Genomic DNA, 22,807 nt, shown 5'->3' with positions numbered 1-22,807 from the left:
CCGGTTCCCTCAGACCCTAAAAAATCCGCTTGGGGTGATGATGTAGTCCACGGGTTGGTCGTGGTCGTCGCAAGGCACGGCGTCCACGATGTCCTCGTCGTAGACCACCGCCGCCACCGGTACGTCGAGTCCTGCAAGCGCACGGTCGTAATAGCCTTTGCCTTTACCTAGGCGCATCCCGCCTCGGTCCACCGCGAGTGCCGGCGCGACGATCAACCCGCACGAGCGCAGCACCCGGGAGGTGAATCTCGCGCCGGTGGGCTCGACGACTCCGAGCGCACCGGCTGCACCGGCGTCGTCGGCTGCGGCTGGGGACCACGCCAGCTCGCCGCTGCTGAGCGAGATTGGCAAGAACACCGTGCGGGCGGGCCCGGTAAGACGTGTCGCGAAATCGGCTGGGCCCGGCTCAGTAGCCAACGGGTTGTAGGCCGCGATGTTGGTCCCCACCGCATTCGTCTCACGCAAACACGCCAGTGTGTGCGACACAATCGCGTCGTCAAGTGACTGCTTACGTGCAGTGTCTGCGGCTAATTCGCGCCGGGTGGAGAGGTGAGCTCGTCGCAAAGCATCTTTTGCATTAACGGCTGGTGTGGATTGAGACACGGAACTCCTTGGGTCGCTCACCGGGTTTACAGGGGCGTCAGGTTAAGCTCATGACTTATGCGGAATTCTACTGACCACACTGCTGCGGCCCCGGCTGCCACGGACGGCAACGCGTTTTCGTTGAAGACGGTTGTTGTTCCTGCTGCTGGTATGGGGACGCGTTTTTTGCCGGCGACGAAGACTGTGCCGAAGGAGTTGCTGCCGGTGGTGGATACTCCGGGCATTGAGTTGATCGCCCAGGAGGCTGCGGCCTGTGGTGCGCAGCGTTTGGCGGTGGTGGTGGCGCCGAATAAGGAAGAGATCATGCGCCACTTCGGTGACTTTGCCGAGTTGCAGGATCTCATGGTCGCGCGCGGCAAGGAAGAGCAGGCTGAAAAGGTTGCTCGTGCTGGCGAGCTGATTCAGGCTGTTGCGGTTGAGCAGGATCAGCCCCTCGGCCTGGGTCATGCTGTGGGGTGTGCGGAGCAGGCGCTTGACGACGACGAAGATGCCGTGGCCGTCATGTTGCCGGATGATCTTGTGCTGCCGATGGGGGTGATGGACAAGATGGTCGAAGTGCGCAATCGCCTCGGTGGGTCTGTGCTGTGCGCGTTTAACGTCTCGCGTGAAGAGGTGTTTAACTACGGCGTGTTTGATGTTGAGGATGCGGGGGAGTCCTTTGATGGCATCGAGGTGTTGAAGGTGCGTGGCATGGTGGAAAAGCCTGCCGTGGAGGATGCGCCGTCGACGCTTGTGGCTACTGGCCGGTACTTGTTGGATCGTGGCATTTTTGATGCGTTGCGTCGTATTACCCCGGGTAAGGGTGGCGAGCTGCAGTTAACTGATGCGATTGAGTTGATGATCTCTGAAGGCCACCCGGTGCATGTGGTGGTTCATGAGGGCAAGCGCCATGACCTGGGCAACCCGGGTGGTTATATTCCGGCGAATGTGGACTTTGGTCTGCACGACGAAAAGTACGGGCCGGCGTTGTACACGGCGTTGAAGAAGATCATCACCGAATACGAAGCAGAACACCCCGAACTGACAAACTAAGGCGAAAGTAAGGCGGGTACATCCATGCGCAGCGTTGAGGAGCAGCTTGCAGCGGTGATTGATGCTGCCGTTGCGCCGGAGCCCATCCGCGTCGCACTCACTGATGCCCTCGGGCTGCGGTGCGCGGAGGAAATCGCCGCCACCCGCCAGGTTCCCGGTTTTGCTCAGGCTGCCATCGACGGGTTTGCGGTTCGCGCCGTCGACGTCGGCGGTACCGCAGGTCTGCGCAGGCGACCAGCAGCTGGCGCCGAGGATGAGTCCGAAGCGGACGCCGAAGAGCAGAAGGCCCCGCGCCCGGCGCCCGATCGTGCGCTGCCGGTCGTCGGTGAGGTGCCCGCCGGATCTCAGAAGCCGCTGCGCCTCCAACCGCGCCAGGCGGTGCGTGTGGCCACGGGCGCACCACTGCCCACCCTGGCTGATGCTGTGCTGCCGCTGGAGTGGACCGACCGCGGCCGCAAGCGCGTGACTCCGCTGCGCCCCGTGCGCACCGGTGACTTTGTGCGCAAGGCCGGCGACGATATCCAGCCCGGCGACGTTGCCGTGCGCCAGGGCACCATCTTCGGTCCCGCGCAGGTGGGACTGGCGGCTGCGGCCGGTCGTGACAAGGTGCTCGTCTACCCGCGCCCGCGAGTGACGGTGATGAGCTACGGTCTGGAACTCGTCGATTTGGAGCGCGATCCTGGTTTGGGTCAAGTCTTCGACATCGCTTCTTACGCTGTGGCTGCCGCTGCTGAAGAGGCTGGCGCTGAGGTGCAACGCGCGGGCATCATCAACGCGGAGCCGCGCCGCATGCGCGAGACCATCGCCGGTTACGTGGATAAGAGCGAGTGCATCATCATCACCGGCGCCGTCGGTGGCTCCGGTGCTGCGGCGATCCAGGAGATCCTGCGCGAGATGGGGCAGATCGACACCACCCGCGTTGCCATGCACCCTGGCTCCGTTCAGGGCTTCGGCGTGCTGGGGGAGGAGAGGATCCCGGTGTTCCTCTTGCCCTCGAATCCGGTGAGCGCTCTGGTGATTACGGAGACCATCGTCCGGCCACTCATCCGCCGTGCCCTCGGGGCGCCGACGATCACGCGTCAGACGGTGCGTGCGCGTTCGTTGCGTCCGATGGAGTCCATCGACGGTCGTCGGGGCTACATTCGCGCCCGCCTCATGCGAGACAGCGAGACCGGCGAGTACCTCGTGGAGCCGCTGAGCGTGCTCGACGCCGGCCCGACCCACTTGCTGGCTGGGTTTGCGGAGGCCAACGCCATGATCCACTTGCCAGAGGGTGCCACCCACGTGCGCCCGGGCGACGAGGTGGACGTCGAGTTCATCCGGCAGCGCAGCTAGCGTGTTTGCCATGTTTCGCCCGCCCACACCGGGCTGGCCAGAACTGACCCCTGCCGTCGGGCTGCCGGACGGTGCGCGTGTGCAGTTGCGTCCGCTGCGCGGTAGTGATGGGGCGGATTGGTGTGAGACGCGCGTCGTCGATAGGCAATGGCTCGCGCCTGTCGAGCCCACAGTGGACGGCACCTGGGAGGACGCCCACTCGCATGCAGCGTGGCGCAACTCGTGGCTCAACCTCAAACGCATGGCGCAGCAGGGCACGGTGGTGCCGATGGTCATCGAGGTCGACGGCGCGTTTGCCGGCCAAGTGACGTTGGGCAACATCCAGCACGGGATCGTCTCCGAATGCTGGATCGGCTACTGGGTGCATTCGCCATATATGGGGCGCGGGGTTGCGTCGGCGGCGTGTGCACTCGGCGTGGATCACGCCTTTGGGCGCGTGGGCCTGCACCGTGTGACGGCGACGTATCTGCCGGGCAATCCTGCCTCTGGCAAGGTGCTGCGCACCAACGGCTTTGTGGAGGAAGGCTATTTGCGACGCAACCTGCACATCGACGGGCAGTGGCGTGACCATCACTTCGTCGCCATCAATATCGACGACTATCCCACGACCGCGGTGCAACGGCTCCGCCGCGCGGGTCGGCTTGTCTAGGTTGTCTGGTTTTTGAATTCCTTTCCGCGACCACGGCGCGCCAACCCGCCGAGTATCGGTTGTGCCGATACCGTGGCGTGAAGTGTCTATTGGGTGCATATAGTTGCGGAAAGGTCTGTGATGGGCAGCTCGAGCTTATTGATCGTTTTGATCCTCATCGTGTGGGTGATCGTGCTCGCGCCGTTGGCGGTGGGGAATAACAAGCCGATTCGCCGCTCCGGTGAGGGCTACGAAGAGACGCGCGTGCTGCACAAAGGTGGCGACGCCCCCATGGCAACCCGCCGTCGCCCGAAGCTGACCCAGGCTGACATCCACCGCCACGACGACGCAGATGACGATTACGAGGTTGTCGAGGCTGTCGCCGAGGAGGAGCAGGTGCTTATCGACGACGCCCCGAACCTGCGCCTCTTCAAATCCGCACAGGCCGAAGACGCTGCCCAGGACGACAACACCGTCGATGGCGAAGTTATCGAGCACGTCGCCGACGAGGCTGACGCTGAATCCCAGGACGAGGCTGCACCCGCCGAGTCTGAGGAATCTGTCGAGACCGCTGAATCTGCTGAGACCGCCAGTGTTGTCGCCGCAGAGGCTGGCGGCTCGACCGCAATCTCCGTGCTCGTCCAGAACGAAGAGGGCGCTGAAGACACCGCTGAAGAAGCTGTCGAGGAAGAGCGCTACGAGCTCGACGAGACGTACACCTCGCCGGTGGACCTGGGCTACGCCACCGCAGACACCGTCACAGACGCAGACACGGACACAGGCGCAGAGGCTGAGGTCGCTGACGCTGAAGGTGCGGAGGGCGCAGAGGACAACGCGGACGCTGTCGAGGCCGTCGACGCTGAGGATGCTGTGGACGCAGACACAGACGCTGAAGACGCGGCCGAAAACGATGTCGTCGACGAGGCAGACATCGCATTTGCGGCGTCGCGTCGTGGCCGCGGTGGCTACGACCCACAGCGCGAGCAGGCAGCCAAGGCCACGCGCCAGCAGCGCCGCCAGCGCACGCTGCTCGGTCTGCTTGCAGCGTGTGTGATCACGTTTGTGGCCGCGTTCGTCGCCGGTGGCTGGGTGTGGGCGCTCAACATCGTCGCGCTCGGCCTGACCGCGTGGTACATGATCGCACTGCGCCACACCGTGCTGCAGGAGCGCGCACTGCACCAGCGTCGTCTCCGCCAGCTGCGTCGCGCGCGCCTGGGTGTCGCTCTGGGTGATGAGGCCAACTCGCGCGAGCGCGTTGCTCGTCGTTACTCGGGTTCGGTGATCCTGGATCTTGATGACGACAGCCCCGACTTCGACGCACTGCCCGTTTCTCGCTTCACTCCGCCAGAAGACGACCACGACCGGGCCGACTACCGCGATATCCGCGACCGCTTCGCTGCACGCGCCAGCTAGGGCTTATAACCAGGCGATTTAACCACATCGGGTTGCAGGAGTAACGTGGCAATCGCCTTCAAGAGGCGCCCTTGAGGGGCTATAGCTCAGTTGGTAGAGCGTCGCGTTCGCAATGCGAAGGTCAGGGGTTCGATTCCCCTTAGCTCCACTTTCCGCCCCGCACGATAGAACGATCGTGCGGGGCTTTCGCTATGGAAAGGATTGGTCACAGTGTCCGCGCAGTGCTCATCGTTGCGCTGCTAAACCTCGCGTACTTCTTCGTTGAGTTCGTCGCTGCGATATCGATTGGTTCCGCATCATTGTTTGCGGACTCGGCCGACTTCCTCGAAGACACCGCTATCAACCTGCTCGTGTTTGTTGCGGTTGCATGGCCTGCTTCGAGGCGACGCGCTGCCGGCAGTGTCCTCGCCGCCCTGATCTTGATCCCGGCGGTGGCAGCCGTGGTGACTGTGGTGGTCAAGATTTTGAACCCAGAGCCACCCTCACCGGAAGGGCTGACCGGTGTTGCGCTCGGCGCGCTGGCGGTCAACCTGATCTGTGCCGTGATCCTGCTGCGGCTGCGCGACGAAGGCTCGTCGCTTGCCACCGGCGCGTGGCTCGCGGCACGCAACGACGCGTTGGCCAACGTGCTCATCATCGTCGCGGGATTGCTGACCTTCGTGTGGCACACCGCGTGGTTCGACATCATCGTCGGCGCGATCATCGCTGCGGTGAACTTTTCGGCAGCGAAGGAAGTGTGGGAGGCCTCCCGTGAGGAGTACGACTCGGTCGAGGACGCCTTCGCCAAAATGGACGACGACTAGTCCCACACTCCGGATCTGCCGCGCTTCCACGTGCCGATGAGGTTCGTGTCCAAGATGCCGGTGGACTCCATCAGCGCGTACATGGTCACCGGTCCGACGAAGGTGAACCCCCGCTTCTTCAGGTCCTTCGCTAACTGCGCAGACTCGTCGGATTGTGTCGGGACTTCCGCCATCGTGCGCGGGGCAGGGGTTGTTTCCGGCTTGTAGGACCAGATGAACTCGCCCAGGTGCGTGCCCTCCTCGTGCAGGGCAAGTGTTGCCTTGGCGTTGGTCACGGCGGCTTGGAGTTTGCGACGGTTGCGGATCAAGGTGTCGTCGTCAAGCAAATGCTCAATGCTCATGCCCGCGACCACCTCCGGGTCGAAGTTTGCGAAGGCGTCGCGGAACGCATCGCGCTTTTGCAGGATCAACCGCCACGACAAACCCACCTGGAAGCCCTCGAGGCAGACGCGCTCAAACATGCCCCGCTCGTCGCGTACGGGGTCGCCCCACTCGGCGTCGTAGTAGTTGCGCAGCAGGGGATCGGTTGCCGCCCACGGCGGGCGGGCACGGCCGTCTTCGCCGACGACGGGCCATCCTGCGGTGTCTGGAAGTTGGTCAGTTTCGTTCATCTTGTTTTCACTCATAACTATTGGACTCGTTTCTACCCCGTTTGGTTCCACGGGTACGCTCGTTGGCATGAATAGGCCTGCCGTACGCGACTTTGCGCTGCTCCTTCTGCGTCTTGTCCTCGGCACCGTATTTGTCGCCCGCGGGTTTCAACACTGGTTTGACACCGGCATGGCGCAAACCGGGCGCGATTTCGCGGCACTCGGGGTGCCGCAGCCACAACTGTCCGCATACCTGACTGGTACCGCTGAACTTATCGGTGGGGCGTTTTTGGCAGTGGGGCTGCTCACCACAATCGTCGCGTCGGTGCTGGCGCTGCTCGTGCTCGCTGCGGGGTATTTCGTGCACCTGGATAACGGGTTCTTCGTGGAAAACGCCGGGATCGAGTACCCGCTGGTGCTAGCTGCGGCGTTGTTTATCATCATCGTGTTCGGCACCGGTCGTGCGAGTTTGGATGGGGTGTTAACGCGTGCTTAGCCACGAGGAAGTTCAGGCAGCGCTGTCTGCGCGTATCGACGGCGAACCGGCGGGTATCGACGACGCCGTCGTCGACGCACACCTGGCGAGCTGTGATGAGTGCCAGGCCTTCCTCGACCAGGCCCTGGTGCTCTCCCATGAGTTCGTGCCGCAGGAGCGTCCCGCGATGGCCCCGCCGCAGGATCTGTCAGAGGTGATCCTGGCAAGCGTGGACGACGAATGGCGCAAGCTCTCGCAACGGCGCGCTTTCGGCCTTGCCATCGGGCGCACTCTGCTTTTCGCCATGGCGGTGGCGTGGGTGCTGTGGGCCATCAGCCTCATCGTTGCGGGTGGGGAAGAGCCGGTGGTGGCGTCTAGCGCGTCTGTACGCCTCGGTGTGGCGCTCGCGCTGGCGTTTACGGCGTGGAAGCCGCGTCAGATCCCGGGCGTGCTGCTGATCGTGGGGTCGATGTTCACCTTCACGGTCGGCTTCGCGGTGCGCGACGCGGTCCTTGGCGCGGGTGAGTTTGAACCCGCTGCGGTACTCATCCCGTTTGTCAGCGTGATCGCGCTGGTGTGGACGTGGTTCGCGGATCGCGGCGGGGAAGTGCGCCGAGCGTGGCGCATTCTCGGCGCCAACCCGTTGTAGTTATTTCCAGCTGGTTATTTCCAGCTCGGCAGCCACATGAGGGATTCGTAGTAGGAATCCGGGATGCGCAGGCCGTAGAAGATCGGGGACCAGTAGAAGAAGCTTGCCGCGACCAAGGCGATGTAGACCACGGCAGCGAGTTGGCCCCAGCGCATCTCAAAGCCTGCGACCTTGTTGACCCAACTCCACGTCACGGGTCCGCCCTTCTTCGCAAGGTTGCCCACCGCCAGTGCAAGCAGCACCGCCGTAAACGGCACGAGAGCAGTGGCGTAGAAGAAGTACATCTGGCGGTCGAATGCAGCCAGCCACGGGAGGAAACCGGCGGCGAAGGCGATCACCGGAACGATGACGCGGAAGTCCTTGCGGGTCAGCCAGACCCAGCACGCCCAGAGCAGGACTGGCACGGTGAGCCACCAGATGGCAGGGGTGCCGAACATGTAGATCATCTCGCGGCAGGTGCCATCGCCCGGGGCGACCTTGCACTCCAAGTCAGTGGCGGAGTAGTAGAGGATCGGGCGCGCAGAGACGAGCCATGCCCACGGCTTGGAATCCCACGGGTGAGAGTGCCCACTCGAGGAGGTCAGGGATGCGTGGAAGTTCAGGACGGAGAAGTGGTAGTACAGCCAGCCAGCGACGGAATCGGGCAGGTTTGTCAGCCAGGGCCAGTCGGAGCCGGCGATGGTGCCGTCGGCAAGCGAGTGGCGGTACACAGAGGTCTCGGATGCGAACCAGGCGCGCCAGGACCAGATGTAGAGCAGTGCCGGGATGAGCACGATCGAGGCGAGTGCGGCTGGGACGTCGCGAAGCAAGGTGCCAGCGACCGGCTTTTCCACGCCGTAGCGGCGGCGCAGGTAGAGGTCCCAGAACGACGACAGCAGGCCGAAGAACATGATGTAGTACAGGCCTGACCACTTCACCGACAGCGCAAGACCAAGGGCGACACCGGTGGCGAAGCGCCACCAGCGGAAGCCCATCCGTGGGCCGAACGGGCCGGTGCCGTCCAACTTGCCGGCCAGCCAGGCATCGTGCCAGCGGTGGTGCACCTCGCGCATGTCGCCGGCGAGCGTCCAGGCGGCAATGACGATAAACAGGACCTGGAAGATATCCAGCATGCCGAATTTGGCTGCGACGAGCAGGACGCCGTCGAAAAGCGCGATGATGCCCGCGACCACACCGATAGAGGTGGACTGGCTCACGCGGCGCGCGATGAGGAACACGAACACGATCACCGCGGTGCCAAACAGTGCGGTGATGATGCGCCAACCCAAAGGCGTGTAGCCGAAGATGGTTTCGCCCATCGCTAGCAATTGTTTGCCCAGCGGCGGGTGCACGACCAGGCCGTAGCCCGGGTTCGACTCAATGCCGCCGAGTACCGGGTTGAAGGAGCTGCGCACCATGTCCCAACCCTGCGGTACGTAGTGCTTCTCGTCGAAGACCGGGGTGCCGGAACTGGTCGGCTGGGTCAGCCCCAGGAACCTGGTAAACAGCGCGAGGACACCGATCACGCTGGCGGCGATGGTGTCGCGGCGTGTCCACGGCACCGATACGGGTGCCGTGGGGGCCGGTCGGCTCGGGCGGACTTTGCGCGCCGCGCCTGGTTCGTCTGACGCCGGGGTGGCGTTGGAAGTGCTCGCGATAGTGGTCACGGACGAAGATACTAGCGCCTGACGCGTATGCTTCAGGCTTATGTCCGCCGAGCATGATCGTGAAACCCAGTTCCCAGCTACCGGAGTGGTGCTCGCCGCCACACCGCTGGGCAACATCGGGGACGCCTCTCCACGGCTCGTGCAGGCCCTTGGTCGGGCCGATATCGTCGCTGCGGAGGACACGCGTCGCACCCGCGCGCTGGCTGCGGCACTCGGTGTGGAGATCACCGGGCGCGTGGTGTCCAACTTCGACCACAATGAGGACGCGCGCTCGCGTGAGCTTCTCGACGCCGCCCGCACCGGCACCGTCCTCGTCGTCACGGATGCCGGCATGCCGATTGTTTCCGACCCAGGGCATTCGATCGTCGCCGCCGCCCACGACGCCGGCATCCCCGTGACCTGTATCCCGGGCCCGTCTGCGGTAACCACGGCACTTGCGCTGTCCGGGCTCAACGTCGGCCACTTCATCTTCGACGGCTTCGTGCCCCGCAAGGCCGGTGCGCGTCGGGCCTGGCTGGAATCCCTTATCGACGAGCGTCGCGCCGTCTGCTGCTTCGAATCCCCGCACCGCATCGCGCAGTTGCTTGACGACGCCGCCGACGTCCTCGGCGGTACACGCCGCGCCGCGGTGTGCCGGGAACTGACCAAAACCTATGAAGAGGTCAAGCGCGGCACTCTTGCAGAACTTGCCGAATGGGCAGCAGACGGCGTACGCGGGGAGATCACGCTTGTGATCGAAGGCGGGGAGCCTGAGCAGCCGGAAGCGGAAGATTTGGTGGGGAAGGTGCTTGAGCTCGTCGAGAAGGGCGAGCGTATGAAGGACGCTGCGAAACAGGTCGCCAAAGCGCACGGCGTGAAAGTAGGGGACCTGTATGATGCCGCGCTCGCTGCGCGCGGTTGAGTAAGTTCTCGCGACAACTCGGTTAGCACAAAGGTGTTATTTACGTTAGCCTGCTTGGGCACTTTTAAACACCTGAAAACTTCAAAGGAGTAACCGTATGTCTCAGCGAGACTCACAAAGGGATCCACACGATCCCGATGCGGAGACGCAGAGCACTGATCAATACGCACCCCAAGAAACTTCTGCAGCCAGCGAACTTGCTGCGCTGCTCGACGCCGACCGCGACGGCGTTGCGACGGACTACGTCGACCCGGAAGAGCGCATGGAGCGTGCCGCGGATGCAGAAGATGCCCCAGTGAACTGGGGCATTGTCATTCCGTTGGCCATTATTGTCGCGGCAATTGTCGGCTGGGGCCTGGCTGCCCCCGACAGCTTTTCCAACTTCGCCGATGCCGCCTTCACCTGGGTGATTGACAACCTGGGCTGGGCATTCGTCCTCGGCGGCACCATTTTTGTCATTTTTGTCATCGTGATTGCGGCGTCGAACTTCGGCACCATTCGCCTCGGCACCGCAGACGAGCGACCAGAATTTAAGACCACGTCATGGATCGCCATGATGTTCGCCGCCGGCATGGGCATCGGCCTGATGTTCTACGGCGCCGCAGAACCACTGGCGATGTACCTCGACGGCGTACCCGGCCACAACGAACGTGAAGTAGGCGCTGCCATGGCACAGACCATGTTCCACTGGACGCTGCACCCGTGGGCTGTGTACGCCATTCTCGGCCTGGCCATTGCGTATTCGACGTTCCGCCTTGGCCGCAAGCAGCTGCTGTCGAGCGCTTTCATCCCGCTGATCGGACAGAAGGGTGCTGACGGCTGGCTCGGTCGTCTCATTGATGCGTTCGCTGTGTTCGCCACCATCTTCGGCACCGCCTGCTCCCTGGGCCTTGGCGCGCTGCAGATCAGCTCCGGCCTGGAGGCGTCCGGCTTCGTGGACAACCCATCCACCAAGCTGACTATCGGTATTGTCTCCGTGTTGACCCTGGCGTTCCTGCTGTCCGCAATGTCGGGCGTGTCCAAGGGCATCCAGTGGCTGTCTAACGCCAACATGGTCATCGCCGCGATCCTGGCGATCTTCGTCTTTGTCTTCGGCCCGACCGTTGCGCAGCTGAACATGCTGCCGACCGCATTTGGTAACTACCTGCAGAACTTCTTCGAAATGGCAGCCCGCACCGCAGAGAGCTCCGACGGCCAGGCTGGTGACTTCCTCTCCGGCTGGACCATCTTCTACTGGGCGTGGTGGATCTCCTGGTCGCCGTTCGTCGGTACGTTCCTGGCTCGCATCTCCCGCGGCCGCACCGTGCGCGAGTTCTGCCTCGGCGTCCTGCTCGTCCCGGCTGGCCTGTCCACCGTATGGTTCGCCATCTTCGGCGGCACCGCCATCAAGATGGAGCAGGATGGCCAGTCCATCGTCGGCGGCGGCTCCAACGAGGAACAGCTGTTCAACCTGCTGCACGCCCTGCCGGGCGGCTACGTTGTCGGCGTGTTCGCCCTGTTGCTGCTGGGTACCTTCTTTATTACCTCCGCAGACTCGGCCTCGACCGTGATGGCGTCCATGACCCAGTCCGGCAAGACCGAAGCCAAGCCGTGGCTGGCCGCTATGTGGGGCGTGGCTACCGCATTCGTCGGTCTGACCCTGCTGATCTCCGGTGGTGCTGACGCGCTGAACTCTCTGCAGTCCGTCACCATCGTGGCCGCAACACCGTTCCTGTTCATCCTTATCGCGCTCATGTTCGCGATTGTGAAGGACATGTCCAACGACACCATTTACCTGGATAAGAAGGAACACGAGCGCTTCGCCCGCCAGCTGGCTATCGAGCGCCGCATGCACCGCGACCAAGCGCAACTCGACGCACGTCGCGAGCAAATGAAGAAGATGCTGAAGCCGCGCGCGAAGAACTAACGCGTAGCGTTTCGCACCTTCGTTGCTGGCCCCGCGGAGCAGTTTCATTGCTTAGCGGGGCCATAACTTATGCTGGGAGCCATGACTGCTGCTGATTCCACCCAGAACGTTCTTGTGTGTGTGGCCTGGCCGTACGCAAACGGCCCGCGCCACATCGGACACGTCGCCGGCTTCGGCGTCCCCTCCGATGTCTTCGCCCGCTACCAGCGAATGTCCGGCAAGAACGTGCTTATGGTCTCCGGCACCGACGAACACGGCACCCCGCTGTTGGTCCAGGCGGATAAGGAAGGCGTCAGCGTCAAGGAATTAGCGGACCGCTACAACAAGCAGATCGTCGAAGACCTCGCAGGCCTTGGCCTATCCTACGACCTGTTTACCCGCACCACCACCCGCAACCACTACGCGGTGGTCCAAGAACTGTTCCGCGGGTTGGACGCTAACGGCTACATGGTGAAGGAAACCACCAAGGGGGCGATCTCCCCGTCGACGGGCCGCACACTGCCGGACCGCTACATCGAGGGCACCTGCCCAATCTGTGGCGCAACCGATGCCCGCGGTGACCAGTGCGACACCTGCGGCAACCAGCTGGACCCGGCAGACCTGATCAACCCGGTATCCAAGATTAACGGCGAGACCCCGGAGTTCGTCGAGACTGAGCACTACATGCTCGACCTGCCGGCGCTCCACGACGCACTCGAGGCGTGGCTGTCCACCCGCGAGGACTGGCGCCCGAATGTGTTGAAGTTCTCCCTGAACCTGCTCGAGGACATGCGTCCGCGCGCCATGACCCGCGACATCGACTGGGGCATCCCGATCCCAGTAGAGGGCTGGCAGGACAACCCGTCGAAGAAGCTCTACGTCTGGTTCGACGCCGTCGTCGGTTACTTGTCTGCCTCCATCGAGTGGGCCCACAACATTGGCAAGCCGGAAGCTTGGAAGGACTTCTGGCAGGACCCAGCCACCGAGGGCTACTACTTCATGGGCAAGGACAACATCACCTTCCACTCCCAGATCTGGCCGGCGGAGCTGCTTGGCTACGCGGGCAAGGGCTCCAAGGGCGGCGAGGTACACAGTCTTGGCGAGCTCAACCTGCCCACCGAGGTTGTCTCTTCTGAGTTCCTCACCATGTCGGGCTCGAAGTTCTCCTCGTCGAAGGGCGTGGTCATTTACGTTAAGGACTTCCTCAAGGAGTTCGGCCCGGATCCGCTGCGCTACTTCATCGCAGTCGCAGGCCCGGAGAACAATGACACCGACTTCACCTGGGACGAGTTCGTCCGTCGCGTGAACAACGAGCTGGCCAACGGCTGGGGCAACCTGGTCAACCGCACCGTGTCCATGGCGCACAAGAACTTCGGCCAGGTGCCCGCGCCGGGCCCGCTGGAGGCGTCCGACGAGCGCATTCTGAACCTTGCGGAAGAAACCTTTGCTACCGCCGGTGCGGACCTGAGCGAGGCTCGGTTCAAGAACGCGATCACCAAGATCATGCACGTCGTTGGTGAAGCGAACGCCTACATCGCCGAGCAGGAGCCGTGGAAGCTGGCTAAGGACGAGTCCCAGCGTGAGCGTCTGGCCACCGTGCTGTGGACCGCGCTGCAGGTGGTGTCCGATTGCAACGCCATGCTCACCCCGTTCCTGCCGCACACCGCCCAGAAGGTCCACGAGACCTTGGGCCGCACCGGCGTGTGGGCTGCTGAGCCGCGCATCGAGGAGATTGTCGACGACGCCGACTTCGACCTCGTCGGCGTCGGCCTTCCGGAGAAGGGGCAGAAGTACCTGACCATCACCGGTGACTACACCCAGCAGCAGGCCGTGTGGCAGCGCGTGGAGGTCACCCCGGGCACCGAGTTGGCTAAGCCGCAGCCGCTGATTGCCAAGCTCGATGCTGAACTTGGCGAGACCGGCCCGGAGTGGGCGCCGGTGCAGAAGTAGGCCTAGAGAAACTGGTTGAGGAACCCGGTGAGTTTGCCGGGTTCTTCGTCTTCAAAGCGCTGGTCCACGACGACGAGCGGGGCGGTGTACTTCTCGTCCGCGCCGCCGGGATTTTTGACGACGACAAGATCGGTGCCGTAGTCGTCGATAAGCAATTGCCACGAAAAGCCCTCCCGCACGAGCGCCTCGCCGAGTGCGGTGCCGTAGATGCGGGCGGTTTCGCCGCGAGGAAACGCACGCTGCACATCGCGAGGAAGCGCCAGGTAATCGGCAAGTTCCTCCTCGAAAGAGGCGACGATATCCGCCGGGGAACCGTTGATGCCACGCCCGGCGGCTTCGGCCAGGTCGGCCTCAATTTGGGTGCGGGTGGCTGAGTCAATGTCTTCAAATGCCATAGGGTGCATCGTATGAGCAAAAAGAAGCCACGTCCCACTCCCGTGCCCGCCGAGCCGATTGCCGGGCTCGTCGATGCACACACGCACCTCGCGTCCTGCGGCGCACGTACCGCGGAAGAGATCGACGCGTTTGTCCAGCGTGCCGTAGCCGCCGGGGTCGAGCGCATCTGCACTGTCGGCGATGGCCTCGACGAAGCGGAGCTTGCGCTTCAGGCCGCACATCTCAACGAGCGCGTGTTTGCCGCGTGCGCGATCCATCCGACCAGGGCGCATGAACTTGACGACGACGCGCGTGCCCGCCTACAGACCATGGCCGCCGACGCGCGTTGCGTCGCGGTGGGGGAGACCGGCATCGATACGTACTGGCTCAAACACGACGCGGAGCGCACCGCACCGCTGGACGTACAGGAGGAGGCGTTTCGCTTCCACATCGACCTGGCGGTGAAGACCTGCAAGGCGCTGATGATCCACAACCGCGAGGGTGATGCGGAGATCATGCGGATTCTCGACGACGCCCCGCGCCCCGAACACGTCATCTTGCACTGCTTCTCCTCGCCACTGGACGTGGCGCGCGAAGCGATCGAGCGTGGCTACGTGCTGAGCTTCGCCGGAAACGTCACGTTCAAACGCAACGAGGAACTGCGCGAGGCTGCCCGACTGGCGCCTGCCGGCCAGTTGTTGGTGGAGACGGACGCGCCGTATATGACGCCGGAGCCGTTGCGCGGCGCGCGCAACGAGCCATCGCTTATCGGCCACACCGCGAAGGTATTGGCCGAAGTCCGCAACATGGATGTGGCCGATGTGGCACGTGATATCAGTGAGACGTTTTCACGCGTCTACGGGGTGTGACCTGGAACATTAGTGCGCGTCGGTCCTTGTGTCCCGGCGGGCGTTACCGTATTGTTACCGAAGTTGCTTTACGTTAACCCCTCGGAGGAAGCGCGCATGTCTCGTCAGATCAAGCGGATCAACCCGAAGAACTCCGCCGCAAAACGCGTCGCGGTTGGCACTGTCGCCGGCGCCGTGCTCGTCGGTGGCGCGGGCACCGCGCTGGCCTCCCAGAAGCAAATCACCGTGGATGTCAACGGTGAGGAAACCAACGTCCGCACCTACGCCGCCGACGTCGCAGGCGTACTGCAGTCCGCGGGCGTTGACGTTGACCCGCAGGACCTTGTCTACCCAGCGCCGGGGGAGAAGATCTCGCGTGGCGATACCGTCACCGTGCGCACCGCCAAGCCGGTCGCCGTTGTCGTCGACGGTGTTGCCCAGCAGATCACCTCGACCGCCAGTACCGTCGGCGAACTGCTCGAGGAAGCCGGCGTTACCTCCGCCGCGGGCGTGGACATCGACCGCGACGAGACGGTCACCGAAGGCCTCAACGTGGACGTGACCACCCCGAAGATCGTGGCACTTCGCGACGGCGGCAACCTCACCTACGTCTCCGCCGCCGCCAAAACCGTCGGCGACCTGCTGTCGGCGCGTGGCGTCACCTTCGATAGCGACGACCGTTTGAACCATGCGCTCGCCGACGCGATCGTGCCGGGCATGGAAATCGTCCTCGACCGCGTCAACACCATCGACCGCCCAGAGACCGTCGCGGTGGAAGAACCCGCCGAATACATTGACGACGACACCCTCGACGAAGGCACCGAAGAAGTCCGCGAAGAAGGCGTGCAGGGCGAAAAGCAGATCATCCACCGCACCGTGACCGTCAACGGTGTTGTCGAATCCGAAGGCGTTGCCGAGGAGAAGGAAACCAAGAAGGGCAAGCCTGCCGTCATCGCACGCGGCACCAAGCCGGCCGGCAACACCGGCGCAGCGGCACCTGCCGTGGCGAACGGCTCCGTCTGGGACGCCATCGCAGCCTGCGAGTCCGGCGGCAACTGGTCCATCAACACCGGCAACGGCTACCACGGCGGCCTGCAGTTCAACCCAGGCACCTGGGCCGCCTACGGCGGCACCGCCTTCGCGCCGACCGCCGACCTGGCCACCCGCGAACAGCAGATCGCCATCGCCGAGCGCACCCAGGCCGCCCAGGGCTGGGGCGCGTGGCCTGCCTGCACCGCCCGTCTGGGCCTGCGCTAAATGGCGGGCTCGCAGCTGCTCGGCCCGGCCGAGATCCGCGAACTCGCGGCAGAACTCGACGTCACGCCTACCAAGAAACTGGGGCAGAACTTTCTGCACGACCCGAACACCGTGCGCATGATCGTCGGTGCCGCAGAGCTTTCGCCTGACGACGTCGTTGTGGAGGTTGGCCCGGGGTTGGGGTCGCTGACGCTTGGGCTCGTCGATACGGTTTCGCGGGTCGTCGCGCTTGAGATCGACCCACGTCTCGCCGGGCGTCTGCCTGCAACCGTTCAGGCGCGTGCGCCCGAGTACGCCGAACGCCTCACCGTGATCACCACCGACGCGCTGAAGGTGCGCCGCGACGACCTCGACGTCGAGCCAACAGCGCTGGTAGCCAACCTGCCGTACAACGTCTCCGTGCCAGTGCTGTTGCACCTGCTGGAGGAGTTCCCCACGATCAGGCGCGTGCTGGTCATGGTGCAAAAGGAAGTCGCCGACCGCCTCGCCGCGGTGCCCGGCTCCAAGATCTACGGCGTGCCGAGTGTGAAGGCCGCGTTCTACGGGGACGTCTCGCGCGCCGGCACGATTGGCAAGCACGTCTTCTGGCCCGCGCCGAACATCGAATCGGGGCTTGTGCGCATTGACGTCAACGACGACAACCCGCGCGAACTTCGCGAGCGCGTCTTCCCGATCGTGGACGCCGCCTTCGCGCAACGTCGCAAGACGCTTCGCTCCACACTTGCGGGCATCTACGGCTCGCCCGCAAACGCCGAAGCGGCCCTTCGCGCAGCGGGAATCGACCCAGGCCTGCGTGGTGAAAAACTTACCGTGGCCGACTTTGTACAGTTAGGCCATGCGTAAGTACGTCGCCTCCGCACCAGGCAAGGTCAACCTCCACCTCGGAGTAGGGGAGGCCCGCGCCGACGGCTACCACGACCTAGTCACCGTCTTCCACGCCGTGGACCGTCGCGAAGTGGTCACACTCGTCGCCTCCGACACGCTCACGGAGGGCCCCATCGTGCGCTCCATGCAGACCACGTTTTACGTCGACGAGCCGGAAGAGAGCATCGACGGGCCAACCAACCTGGCGTGGCGCGCGGTCAACGCAGTTGCTGAGCGTGCCGGGATCGCCCTTCCGGAGGTTCACATCGAGGTGGCCAAGCACGTCTTCGTCGCTGGCGGGATGGCGGGCGGTTCCGCCGACGCTGCCGCTGCACTGGTCGCCGCGAACGCGCTCGTGGCTGATCACGGCGAGCCGCTTACGGCTGAGACGTTGCACGAGTTGGCAGCGTCGCTCGGCGCTGACGTGCCATTTTCGCTCATGGGTGGCACAGCACTCGGTACCGGCCGGGGAGATGAACTCGTCGAAATGCTGTCGCGCGGGCGCTTGAACTGGGTGTTCGTCAACCCCAAGGTGGGCATTTCCACCGGCGGAGCATTTTCGCTTCTCGACGACCTGCGTCACGGCAACCCAGCCCTCGTCCCACACCTCAACACCGCAGACCTGTCCCAGGCGTTGACCTCGGGCGACGCGGCGCGGATGGCAGAGGCGCTGCACAACGACCTCGACGCGGCAGCGCTGTCGATGCGCCCGCAACTCAAGCGGCTTATCGACGTCGCAAGCGAAGCAGGCCTGCGTGCAATGGTGTCCGGCTCCGGGCCCACGGTCGCGGTGCTGTGCGAAAGCCTCGAGCACGCCCAATGGGTCGCCGAACACTTGGCGGAGCGATTCGAGGGCTACGAAATCTTCGTCGCCGAAGGACCCGACCGCGGCGCGGTGCTCGAGACCGCCGATTAGGCAGGGTGCGTAGACTATGCACCCGATATGGCTAACCTGATCAACCTTGAAAACGTCTCCAAAACGTGGGGGCTGAAAACCCTGCTCGACGGTGTCTCCCTCGGCGTGCAAACCAACGACCGCATCGGCATCGTCGGCGTCAACGGCGGCGGCAAAACCACCCTGCTTGAAGTGCTCACCGGCATCGAGAAGCCAGACGCGGGCCGTGTCTCCCACAACTCAGACCTGCGTATGGCGGTGGTCACCCAGCGTTTCGACCTCGACGAAACCCTCACCGTCGGCCAAGCTGTCGTCGAACCACTCGGGCTGCAGACCTACGAGTGGGCCTCCAACGCCAAGGTGCGCGAAGTTCTTCAAGGCACAGGCGTTGCCGAACTCGGCCTGGACACCCCGGTAGGCAACCTCTCCGGCGGCGAGCGTCGCCGCGTCAACCTCGCCGCAGCACTCGTCCAAGACTTGGACCTGGTGGTGCTCGACGAGCCGACCAACCACCTCGACGTCGAAGGCGTGCAGTGGCTCGCTGACCATTTGTTGTCGCGCAAGGTGGCGGTGGTCGTCGTCACGCACGATCGCTGGTTCCTCGACACCGTGGCCACCCTGACCTGGGAGGTGCATGATGGCACCGTCGACGTCTACGAAGGTGGCTACAACGACTGGACCTTCGCGCGCGCCGAACGCGCACGCCAGGCCGACGCCATCGAACAGCGCCGCCAAAACCTCGCGCGGAAGGAACTCGCGTGGCTGCGCCGCGGCGCACCTGCCCGTACCTCGAAGCCGCGCTACCGCATCGAAGCCGCAGAAGCCCTGATCAAAGACGTCCCGCCGCCGCGCGACACCGTCGAACTCATGGCGTTTTCTAAGCAACGCCAGGGCCGCGTCGTCATCGAACTCGAAGACGCACGCATCGACGCCCCCGACGGCCGCACGCTCGTCGACCACCTCACGTGGCGCCTCGCCCCAGGCGAGCGCATCGGACTTGTCGGCGTCAACGGCTCCGGCAAAACCACCTTGCTGCGCACGCTTGCCGGCGAATACCCACTCGCCGCGGGTAAACGCATCGAAGGCCAAACCGCACGCATCGGCTGGCTGCGCCAGGAACTCGACGACCTCGACCCTGAGCGCCGCGTCATCGACGCCGTCGAGGATGTCGCCACCTACATCTCCTTCGGCAAAGGCGAAATGTCCGCCTCCCAACTCGCCGAACGTCTCGGCTTCTCCCCGAAACGCCAACGCACCCCCGTGCGCGACCTCTCCGGCGGCGAACGCCGTCGCCTCCAACTCACGCGCGTGCTCATGGCCGAGCCGAACATCTTGCTTCTCGACGAGCCCACCAACGACCTCGACATCGACACCCTCCAAGAGTTAGAAAACCTCCTCGACTCCTGGCCAGGCACGCTCGTGGTTATCTCCCACGACCGCTACCTCATCGAACGCATCGCGGACACCACCTACGCCCTGTTCGGCGACGGCACCTTAACCAATCTGCCCGGCGGCATCCAGCAGTACCTGGACCGCAGGGCAGCCGAGGACACCGCGACCGGACCGTTGGATTTGGGGGAGCGGGGGCAGGAGGTCGTCGACAAGCAAAAGGGTCTCAGTTCGCAGGAAGAGCGCGAGATCCAAAAGCAGATGAAGTCTCTGGAGCGCAAGATCGCGAAGGAAAGCGAGCGGGCAGAAGCACTCGAAGCCGAGATCACCGCCCTGTCGCAAGCCGGCGACTTCGACGCCATCGGCGCCAAAACCAAAGAACTCAACGCCGCCAAAGACACCCGCGAGGAACTCGAAATGGAATGGCTCGAACTCGGCGAGCAGCTTGAAAGCTAACTCCGCGTAGGGTGGGGCGCATGATTCTGATCAACGTACGATTCAAGCCCCTGCCCGAACACGTCGAGAACTTCCGCGAACTGGTCAAAGACTTCACCGACGCCTCCCGCGCCGAAGAAGGCAACATCTTCTTCGACTGGTACCGCAACGAAGACAACCCCGACGAATACCTGCTCATCGAAGCATTCCACGACGACGCCGCCGAAGCCCACGTCAACTCCGACCACTTCAAGGCAGCACAGGAATTCTTCCCGACCATCTTGGCGGAAACCCCGACCATCATTAACACTCTCATCGAAGGCAAAACCGAATGGGACAAGATGGCGGAATTCAAAGTCGACTAGGGGTAACCCGGGTGTGACGATGTGTGACGAGGTGTCACCCAGGGCGCTTTTATGCCCTAATATCACCCACGTCACATTCCCGTCATTGAAAGGAGTGCCCCCGTGACCGCTCCAAACCCCAACACCGGCGGCTCAACCGCAGCCGACGTACCCACCAAGCCGCCAGCAGCGGCACGAGGCATCGGCCCCATGGTCGGCGCCATCTTCCTGATGGCCACCTCTGCCATCGGGCCGGGCTTCCTCACCCAAACCTCCGTCTTCACGGTCCAGATGGGCGCGGCGTTCGCGTTCGCCATCCTGCTGTCCATCATCGTGGACATCGTCATCCAATTGAACGTCTGGCGCATCCTCGGCGTTTCCGGCCTGCGCGCCAGCGAACTTGCCAACGCGGTGCTGCCGGGCCTCGGCTGGTTTTTGGCCATCCTCGTCGGCATCGGCGGACTCGTCTTTAACATCGGCAACATTGCCGGCACCGGCCTCGGCGTCCAAGCGCTTACCGGCGACACCGTCGACCCGAAGATCGGTGGCGCCATCTCCGCCATCATCGCCATCTGCGTGTTCCTCTGGAAGCGCGCGGGTGCCGCCCTCGACGTCCTCGTCGGCATCCTCGGCGCACTGATGATCCTGCTCATGCTCTACGTCGCCATCTCCTCAAACCCGCCAGTAGCGGAGGCGATGCGCCAATCCGTCGCCCCGGACGCCGTGGACTTCAAGGTCATCACCACACTCATCGGCGGTTCCGTCGGCGGCTACATCGTGTTCGCCGGCGTGCACAGGATTATCGACGCCGGCCACACCGGCCCCGAAAACCTCGACTACATCTCCCGCTCCTCGGTCACCGGCATCATCGTCACCGGCATCATGCGCGTGCTGTTGTTCCTCGCGGTGCTGGGTGTCGTCGCTACGGGCGTTGCTCTGTCCAAAGACAACACCGCGGCAGACGTCTTCTACCAAGCCGCAGGCGACATGGGACGCCGCATGTTCGGCCTCGTCCTGTGGGCCGCGGGCCTGTCCTCGGTCATCGGCGCATCGTTTACCTCGATCTCGTTTTTGACCAAGCAGGGCTTCGACCCGAAGAAGCGCGGCTGGCTCACCGTCGGCTTCATCGTCATCTCCACCGTTATCTACCTGTTCGTTGGCTCTGCACCGCAGAAGCTCCTCATCTTCGCAGGCGCCTTCAACGGTCTGATCCTGCCGATCGGTTTCGCCGTCGTCCTCTACGTCGGTTTCTTCCGCAAGGACCTGCTGCGTGGCTACAAGCCGCCGATGTGGATGCTGGTCCTTGGCGCCATCACGCTTGTCGGTTGCGCTTGGATGGGTTGGAGCTCCATCAGCACCTTGCCCACACTGTGGGCGTAGTCTGAAGGGCATGCAGCCTGCCTCTATGACCCCAGCGCAAGCCCGCGCGTTGTTCCGCACCACCGATGTGCCGACGACGGCGGGCTTTTCCGCTGGTTACGCCCAAGCCAACCTGATCGCGCTGGATAAGAAGTACGCGTTCGATTTCCTGCTGTTCGCGCAGCGCAACCCGAAGCCGTGCCCGATCCTGGGGGTGTTGGAGCCGGGGCAGGTGGCGTCGTCGCTACTCGCGGGTGGCGATATTCGCACCGACATTCCCGCCTACCGCGTGTTCAAGGACGGCTCGCTTATCGACGAACCCCTCAACGCCACCGAATACTGGACCGACAACACCGTCGCGTTTCTCATCGGCTGCTCATTCACCTTCGAGGCAGCGCTGCTGGACAACGGGGTGCCCGTGGCGCACATCGAGCAGGGGCGCAACGTGCCGATGTATATGACCAACATCGACTGCGAACCCGCCGGGGTGTTCTCCGGCAAGATGGTCGTCTCCATGCGACCGATTCCCGCGTCGCAGGTGTCCGATGCCGTGCGGATCACGTCGCGCTACCCAGCCGTGCATGGTGCGCCCGTGCACGTGGGGGATCCGGCCGCAATTGGTATCGCTGATCTCGGTTCGCCCGACTTCGGCTCCGCCGTGGACATTCCGGCCGGGACCGTGCCGGTGTTCTGGGCGTGTGGGGTCACGCCGCAGTCGATTGTGATGTCGTCGAAGCCCGATCTGGCAATCTGTCACGCGCCGGGCAAAATGCTCGTCACCGACGCCCGCGACCTCGCCTACCAGGTGCCTTAGGGGTTATCCACAGGGGCGTTTTTGTGAATCTCACAGGCTCGCAGAGGTGGGTTGCGGGTTTGGTCTAGCGTCTTGGGCATGAATTCGTTCGAGGTGTTAGTGCAGGCGATGTCGGCCGCAGCGTTAGAGACGCTGGCTGACTTCGACCTTGAGGTTGCACTCGCCTCGGGCTTCGCGCCGGATCGTGCGCGAGCCTGGGCACGGCTGCGCGATGTGTACTTCGGGCGCACCAAATTCACGCGCAAACAGGCGGTGGCCGCTACGCGTGCTCGGGCGTTCTCGTTGGACGAGCTCGCACTGATCGAGCGGCGTATCGC

General features: G+C 63.8%; 22 protein-coding genes, 1 tRNA gene and 1 pseudogene. 20 read left to right on the top strand and 4 right to left on the bottom strand.

The features are described 5' to 3' along the window. Positions 1-9: 9 nt before the first annotated feature. Complete coding sequence (locus HMPREF3048_RS06705) at positions 10-603, bottom strand: 5-formyltetrahydrofolate cyclo-ligase (RefSeq protein ID WP_070771652.1); 594 nt, start codon at positions 601-603, stop codon at positions 10-12. Between the two features lie 57 nt (positions 604-660). Between HMPREF3048_RS06705 and HMPREF3048_RS06700 the strand changes: the two genes are divergently transcribed. From HMPREF3048_RS06700 to HMPREF3048_RS06675, 6 genes are all read left to right on the top strand, one after another. Further along, on the top strand, positions 661-1,635 hold the full coding sequence (locus tag HMPREF3048_RS06700; protein WP_070421418.1) for a UTP--glucose-1-phosphate uridylyltransferase: 975 nt from the start codon (positions 661-663) through the stop codon (positions 1,633-1,635). 24 nt (positions 1,636-1,659) lie between these two features. Further along, positions 1,660-2,970 (top strand): molybdotransferase-like divisome protein Glp, encoded by a 1,311-nt coding sequence (gene glp / locus HMPREF3048_RS06695; RefSeq protein WP_070421417.1) that lies wholly within the window; start codon positions 1,660-1,662, stop codon positions 2,968-2,970. 10 nt (positions 2,971-2,980) lie between these two features. Continuing rightward, entirely contained in the window at positions 2,981-3,619 is a 639-nt protein-coding gene (locus tag HMPREF3048_RS06690) for a GNAT family N-acetyltransferase (protein WP_070421481.1), read from the top strand. A 138-nt stretch (positions 3,620-3,757) separates the two neighbouring features. Further along, entirely contained in the window at positions 3,758-5,011 is a 1,254-nt protein-coding gene (glpR, locus tag HMPREF3048_RS06685) for a divisome protein SepX/GlpR (protein WP_141758877.1), read from the top strand. Between the two features lie 75 nt (positions 5,012-5,086). Next, a tRNA-Ala gene (locus HMPREF3048_RS06680) sits at positions 5,087-5,159 on the top strand. A gap of 43 nt (positions 5,160-5,202) precedes the next feature. Continuing rightward, positions 5,203-5,814 carry a cation efflux transmembrane domain-containing protein gene (locus HMPREF3048_RS06675; RefSeq protein ID WP_070614870.1) on the top strand — a complete coding sequence of 204 codons (612 nt, stop codon included), beginning with the start codon at positions 5,203-5,205 and terminating at the stop codon, positions 5,812-5,814. Here HMPREF3048_RS06675 and HMPREF3048_RS06670 read toward each other — a convergent pair. Continuing rightward, complete coding sequence (locus tag HMPREF3048_RS06670) at positions 5,811-6,440, bottom strand: DNA-3-methyladenine glycosylase I (protein WP_246818869.1); 630 nt, start codon at positions 6,438-6,440, stop codon at positions 5,811-5,813. The genes HMPREF3048_RS06675 and HMPREF3048_RS06670 overlap by 4 nt on opposite strands. Before the next feature lie 52 nt (positions 6,441-6,492). On the opposite strand from HMPREF3048_RS06670, the gene HMPREF3048_RS06665 reads away from it, so the two are divergent. Both HMPREF3048_RS06665 and HMPREF3048_RS06660 read left to right on the top strand, forming a co-directional pair. Next, entirely contained in the window at positions 6,493-6,900 is a 408-nt protein-coding gene (locus HMPREF3048_RS06665; RefSeq protein WP_070483670.1) for a DoxX family protein, read from the top strand. Further along, positions 6,893-7,528, top strand: a complete 636-nt coding sequence (locus HMPREF3048_RS06660; RefSeq protein WP_070771648.1) for a zf-HC2 domain-containing protein — start codon at positions 6,893-6,895, stop codon at positions 7,526-7,528. Before HMPREF3048_RS06665 ends, HMPREF3048_RS06660 begins: the two co-directional genes overlap by 8 nt. Positions 7,529-7,542: 14 nt before the next feature. On the opposite strand, the gene HMPREF3048_RS06655 is transcribed toward HMPREF3048_RS06660, so the two are convergent. Beyond that, a complete protein-coding gene (locus tag HMPREF3048_RS06655) occupies positions 7,543-9,174 on the bottom strand; it encodes a dolichyl-phosphate-mannose--protein mannosyltransferase (protein WP_371326165.1) in 1,632 nt (543 codons plus the stop codon). 40 nt (positions 9,175-9,214) lie between these two features. On the opposite strand from HMPREF3048_RS06655, the gene rsmI reads away from it, so the two are divergent. The 3 genes from rsmI (at position 9,215) to metG (ending at position 13,910) form a co-directional block, all read left to right on the top strand. Next, complete coding sequence (gene rsmI / locus HMPREF3048_RS06650; protein ID WP_070771646.1) at positions 9,215-10,075, top strand: 16S rRNA (cytidine(1402)-2'-O)-methyltransferase; 861 nt, start codon at positions 9,215-9,217, stop codon at positions 10,073-10,075. A gap of 97 nt (positions 10,076-10,172) precedes the next feature. After that, on the top strand, positions 10,173-11,981 hold the full coding sequence (locus HMPREF3048_RS06645) for a BCCT family transporter (protein WP_083279308.1): 1,809 nt from the start codon (positions 10,173-10,175) through the stop codon (positions 11,979-11,981). 81 nt (positions 11,982-12,062) lie between these two features. Further along, on the top strand, positions 12,063-13,910 hold the full coding sequence (gene metG, locus HMPREF3048_RS06640) for a methionine--tRNA ligase (RefSeq protein ID WP_246818868.1): 1,848 nt from the start codon (positions 12,063-12,065) through the stop codon (positions 13,908-13,910). Positions 13,911-13,912: 2 nt separating this feature from the next. On the opposite strand, the gene HMPREF3048_RS06635 is transcribed toward metG, so the two are convergent. Next, positions 13,913-14,305, bottom strand: coding sequence for a DUF3806 domain-containing protein (locus HMPREF3048_RS06635; protein ID WP_070771642.1), 393 nt, complete (start codon positions 14,303-14,305; stop codon positions 13,913-13,915). Positions 14,306-14,317: 12 nt separating this feature from the next. On the opposite strand from HMPREF3048_RS06635, the gene HMPREF3048_RS06630 reads away from it, so the two are divergent. The 9 genes and pseudogenes from HMPREF3048_RS06630 to HMPREF3048_RS06590 form a co-directional block, all read left to right on the top strand. Next, positions 14,318-15,154, top strand: a complete 837-nt coding sequence (locus HMPREF3048_RS06630; RefSeq protein WP_070771641.1) for a TatD family hydrolase — start codon at positions 14,318-14,320, stop codon at positions 15,152-15,154. Positions 15,155-15,250: 96 nt separating this feature from the next. Continuing rightward, positions 15,251-16,390: a resuscitation-promoting factor gene (locus HMPREF3048_RS06625; RefSeq protein WP_070771639.1), complete on the top strand. Its 1,140-nt coding sequence runs from the start codon at positions 15,251-15,253 to the stop codon at positions 16,388-16,390. Further along, positions 16,391-17,233 carry a 16S rRNA (adenine(1518)-N(6)/adenine(1519)-N(6))-dimethyltransferase RsmA gene (gene rsmA / locus HMPREF3048_RS06620; protein WP_070771637.1) on the top strand — a complete coding sequence of 281 codons (843 nt, stop codon included), beginning with the start codon at positions 16,391-16,393 and terminating at the stop codon, positions 17,231-17,233. It begins immediately after the preceding gene. After that, complete coding sequence (locus tag HMPREF3048_RS06615) at positions 17,226-18,170, top strand: 4-(cytidine 5'-diphospho)-2-C-methyl-D-erythritol kinase (protein ID WP_070771636.1); 945 nt, start codon at positions 17,226-17,228, stop codon at positions 18,168-18,170. The genes rsmA and HMPREF3048_RS06615 overlap by 8 nt, the downstream gene beginning before the upstream one ends. Before the next feature lie 27 nt (positions 18,171-18,197). After that, positions 18,198-19,994, top strand: coding sequence for an ABC-F family ATP-binding cassette domain-containing protein (locus HMPREF3048_RS06610; RefSeq protein WP_070771633.1), 1,797 nt, complete (start codon positions 18,198-18,200; stop codon positions 19,992-19,994). 20 nt (positions 19,995-20,014) lie between these two features. Then, complete coding sequence (locus tag HMPREF3048_RS06605) at positions 20,015-20,338, top strand: putative quinol monooxygenase (protein WP_070614884.1); 324 nt, start codon at positions 20,015-20,017, stop codon at positions 20,336-20,338. 189 nt (positions 20,339-20,527) lie between these two features. Continuing rightward, complete coding sequence (locus HMPREF3048_RS06600; RefSeq protein WP_083279318.1) at positions 20,528-21,697, top strand: NRAMP family divalent metal transporter; 1,170 nt, start codon at positions 20,528-20,530, stop codon at positions 21,695-21,697. Between the two features lie 10 nt (positions 21,698-21,707). Beyond that, on the top strand, positions 21,708-22,490 hold the full coding sequence (locus HMPREF3048_RS06595; RefSeq protein WP_070771630.1) for a putative hydro-lyase: 783 nt from the start codon (positions 21,708-21,710) through the stop codon (positions 22,488-22,490). 78 nt (positions 22,491-22,568) lie between these two features. Further along, positions 22,569-22,807, top strand: a pseudogene (locus HMPREF3048_RS06590) (hypothetical protein); the annotation flags it as partial.

The organism is Corynebacterium sp. HMSC075D04, assembly GCF_001815635.1.
In the GTDB taxonomy this organism is placed as follows: domain Bacteria; phylum Actinomycetota; class Actinomycetes; order Mycobacteriales; family Mycobacteriaceae; genus Corynebacterium; species Corynebacterium coyleae.
Note: the sequence above shows the minus strand (reverse complement) of the source record. Positions and strands in the feature narration are given on the sequence as shown.

Excerpts from the sequence above, each read along its gene's own strand:
- HMPREF3048_RS06645 (WP_083279308.1), top strand. The coding sequence starts at position 10,173 with ATGTCTCAGCGAGACTCACAAAGGGATCCACACGATCCCGATGCGGAG.
- HMPREF3048_RS06700 (WP_070421418.1), top strand. The coding sequence starts at position 661 with ATGCGGAATTCTACTGACCACACTGCTGCGGCCCCGGCTGCCACGGAC.
- HMPREF3048_RS06605 (WP_070614884.1), top strand. The coding sequence starts at position 20,015 with ATGATTCTGATCAACGTACGATTCAAGCCCCTGCCCGAACACGTCGAG.
- glp (WP_070421417.1), top strand. The coding sequence starts at position 1,660 with ATGCGCAGCGTTGAGGAGCAGCTTGCAGCGGTGATTGATGCTGCCGTT.
- HMPREF3048_RS06670 (WP_246818869.1), bottom strand. The coding sequence starts at position 6,440 with ATGAGTGAAAACAAGATGAACGAAACTGACCAACTTCCAGACACCGCA.
- HMPREF3048_RS06600 (WP_083279318.1), top strand. The coding sequence starts at position 20,528 with ATGGTCGGCGCCATCTTCCTGATGGCCACCTCTGCCATCGGGCCGGGC.
- HMPREF3048_RS06625 (WP_070771639.1), top strand. The coding sequence starts at position 15,251 with ATGTCTCGTCAGATCAAGCGGATCAACCCGAAGAACTCCGCCGCAAAA.
- HMPREF3048_RS06690 (WP_070421481.1), top strand. The coding sequence starts at position 2,981 with ATGTTTCGCCCGCCCACACCGGGCTGGCCAGAACTGACCCCTGCCGTC.
- HMPREF3048_RS06595 (WP_070771630.1), top strand. The coding sequence starts at position 21,708 with ATGCAGCCTGCCTCTATGACCCCAGCGCAAGCCCGCGCGTTGTTCCGC.
- rsmA (WP_070771637.1), top strand. The coding sequence starts at position 16,391 with ATGGCGGGCTCGCAGCTGCTCGGCCCGGCCGAGATCCGCGAACTCGCG.
- HMPREF3048_RS06610 (WP_070771633.1), top strand. The coding sequence starts at position 18,198 with ATGGCTAACCTGATCAACCTTGAAAACGTCTCCAAAACGTGGGGGCTG.
- HMPREF3048_RS06675 (WP_070614870.1), top strand. The coding sequence starts at position 5,203 with ATGGAAAGGATTGGTCACAGTGTCCGCGCAGTGCTCATCGTTGCGCTG.
- HMPREF3048_RS06630 (WP_070771641.1), top strand. The coding sequence starts at position 14,318 with ATGAGCAAAAAGAAGCCACGTCCCACTCCCGTGCCCGCCGAGCCGATT.
- HMPREF3048_RS06635 (WP_070771642.1), bottom strand. The coding sequence starts at position 14,305 with ATGGCATTTGAAGACATTGACTCAGCCACCCGCACCCAAATTGAGGCC.
- rsmI (WP_070771646.1), top strand. The coding sequence starts at position 9,215 with ATGTCCGCCGAGCATGATCGTGAAACCCAGTTCCCAGCTACCGGAGTG.
- HMPREF3048_RS06665 (WP_070483670.1), top strand. The coding sequence starts at position 6,493 with ATGAATAGGCCTGCCGTACGCGACTTTGCGCTGCTCCTTCTGCGTCTT.
- HMPREF3048_RS06615 (WP_070771636.1), top strand. The coding sequence starts at position 17,226 with ATGCGTAAGTACGTCGCCTCCGCACCAGGCAAGGTCAACCTCCACCTC.
- metG (WP_246818868.1), top strand. The coding sequence starts at position 12,063 with ATGACTGCTGCTGATTCCACCCAGAACGTTCTTGTGTGTGTGGCCTGG.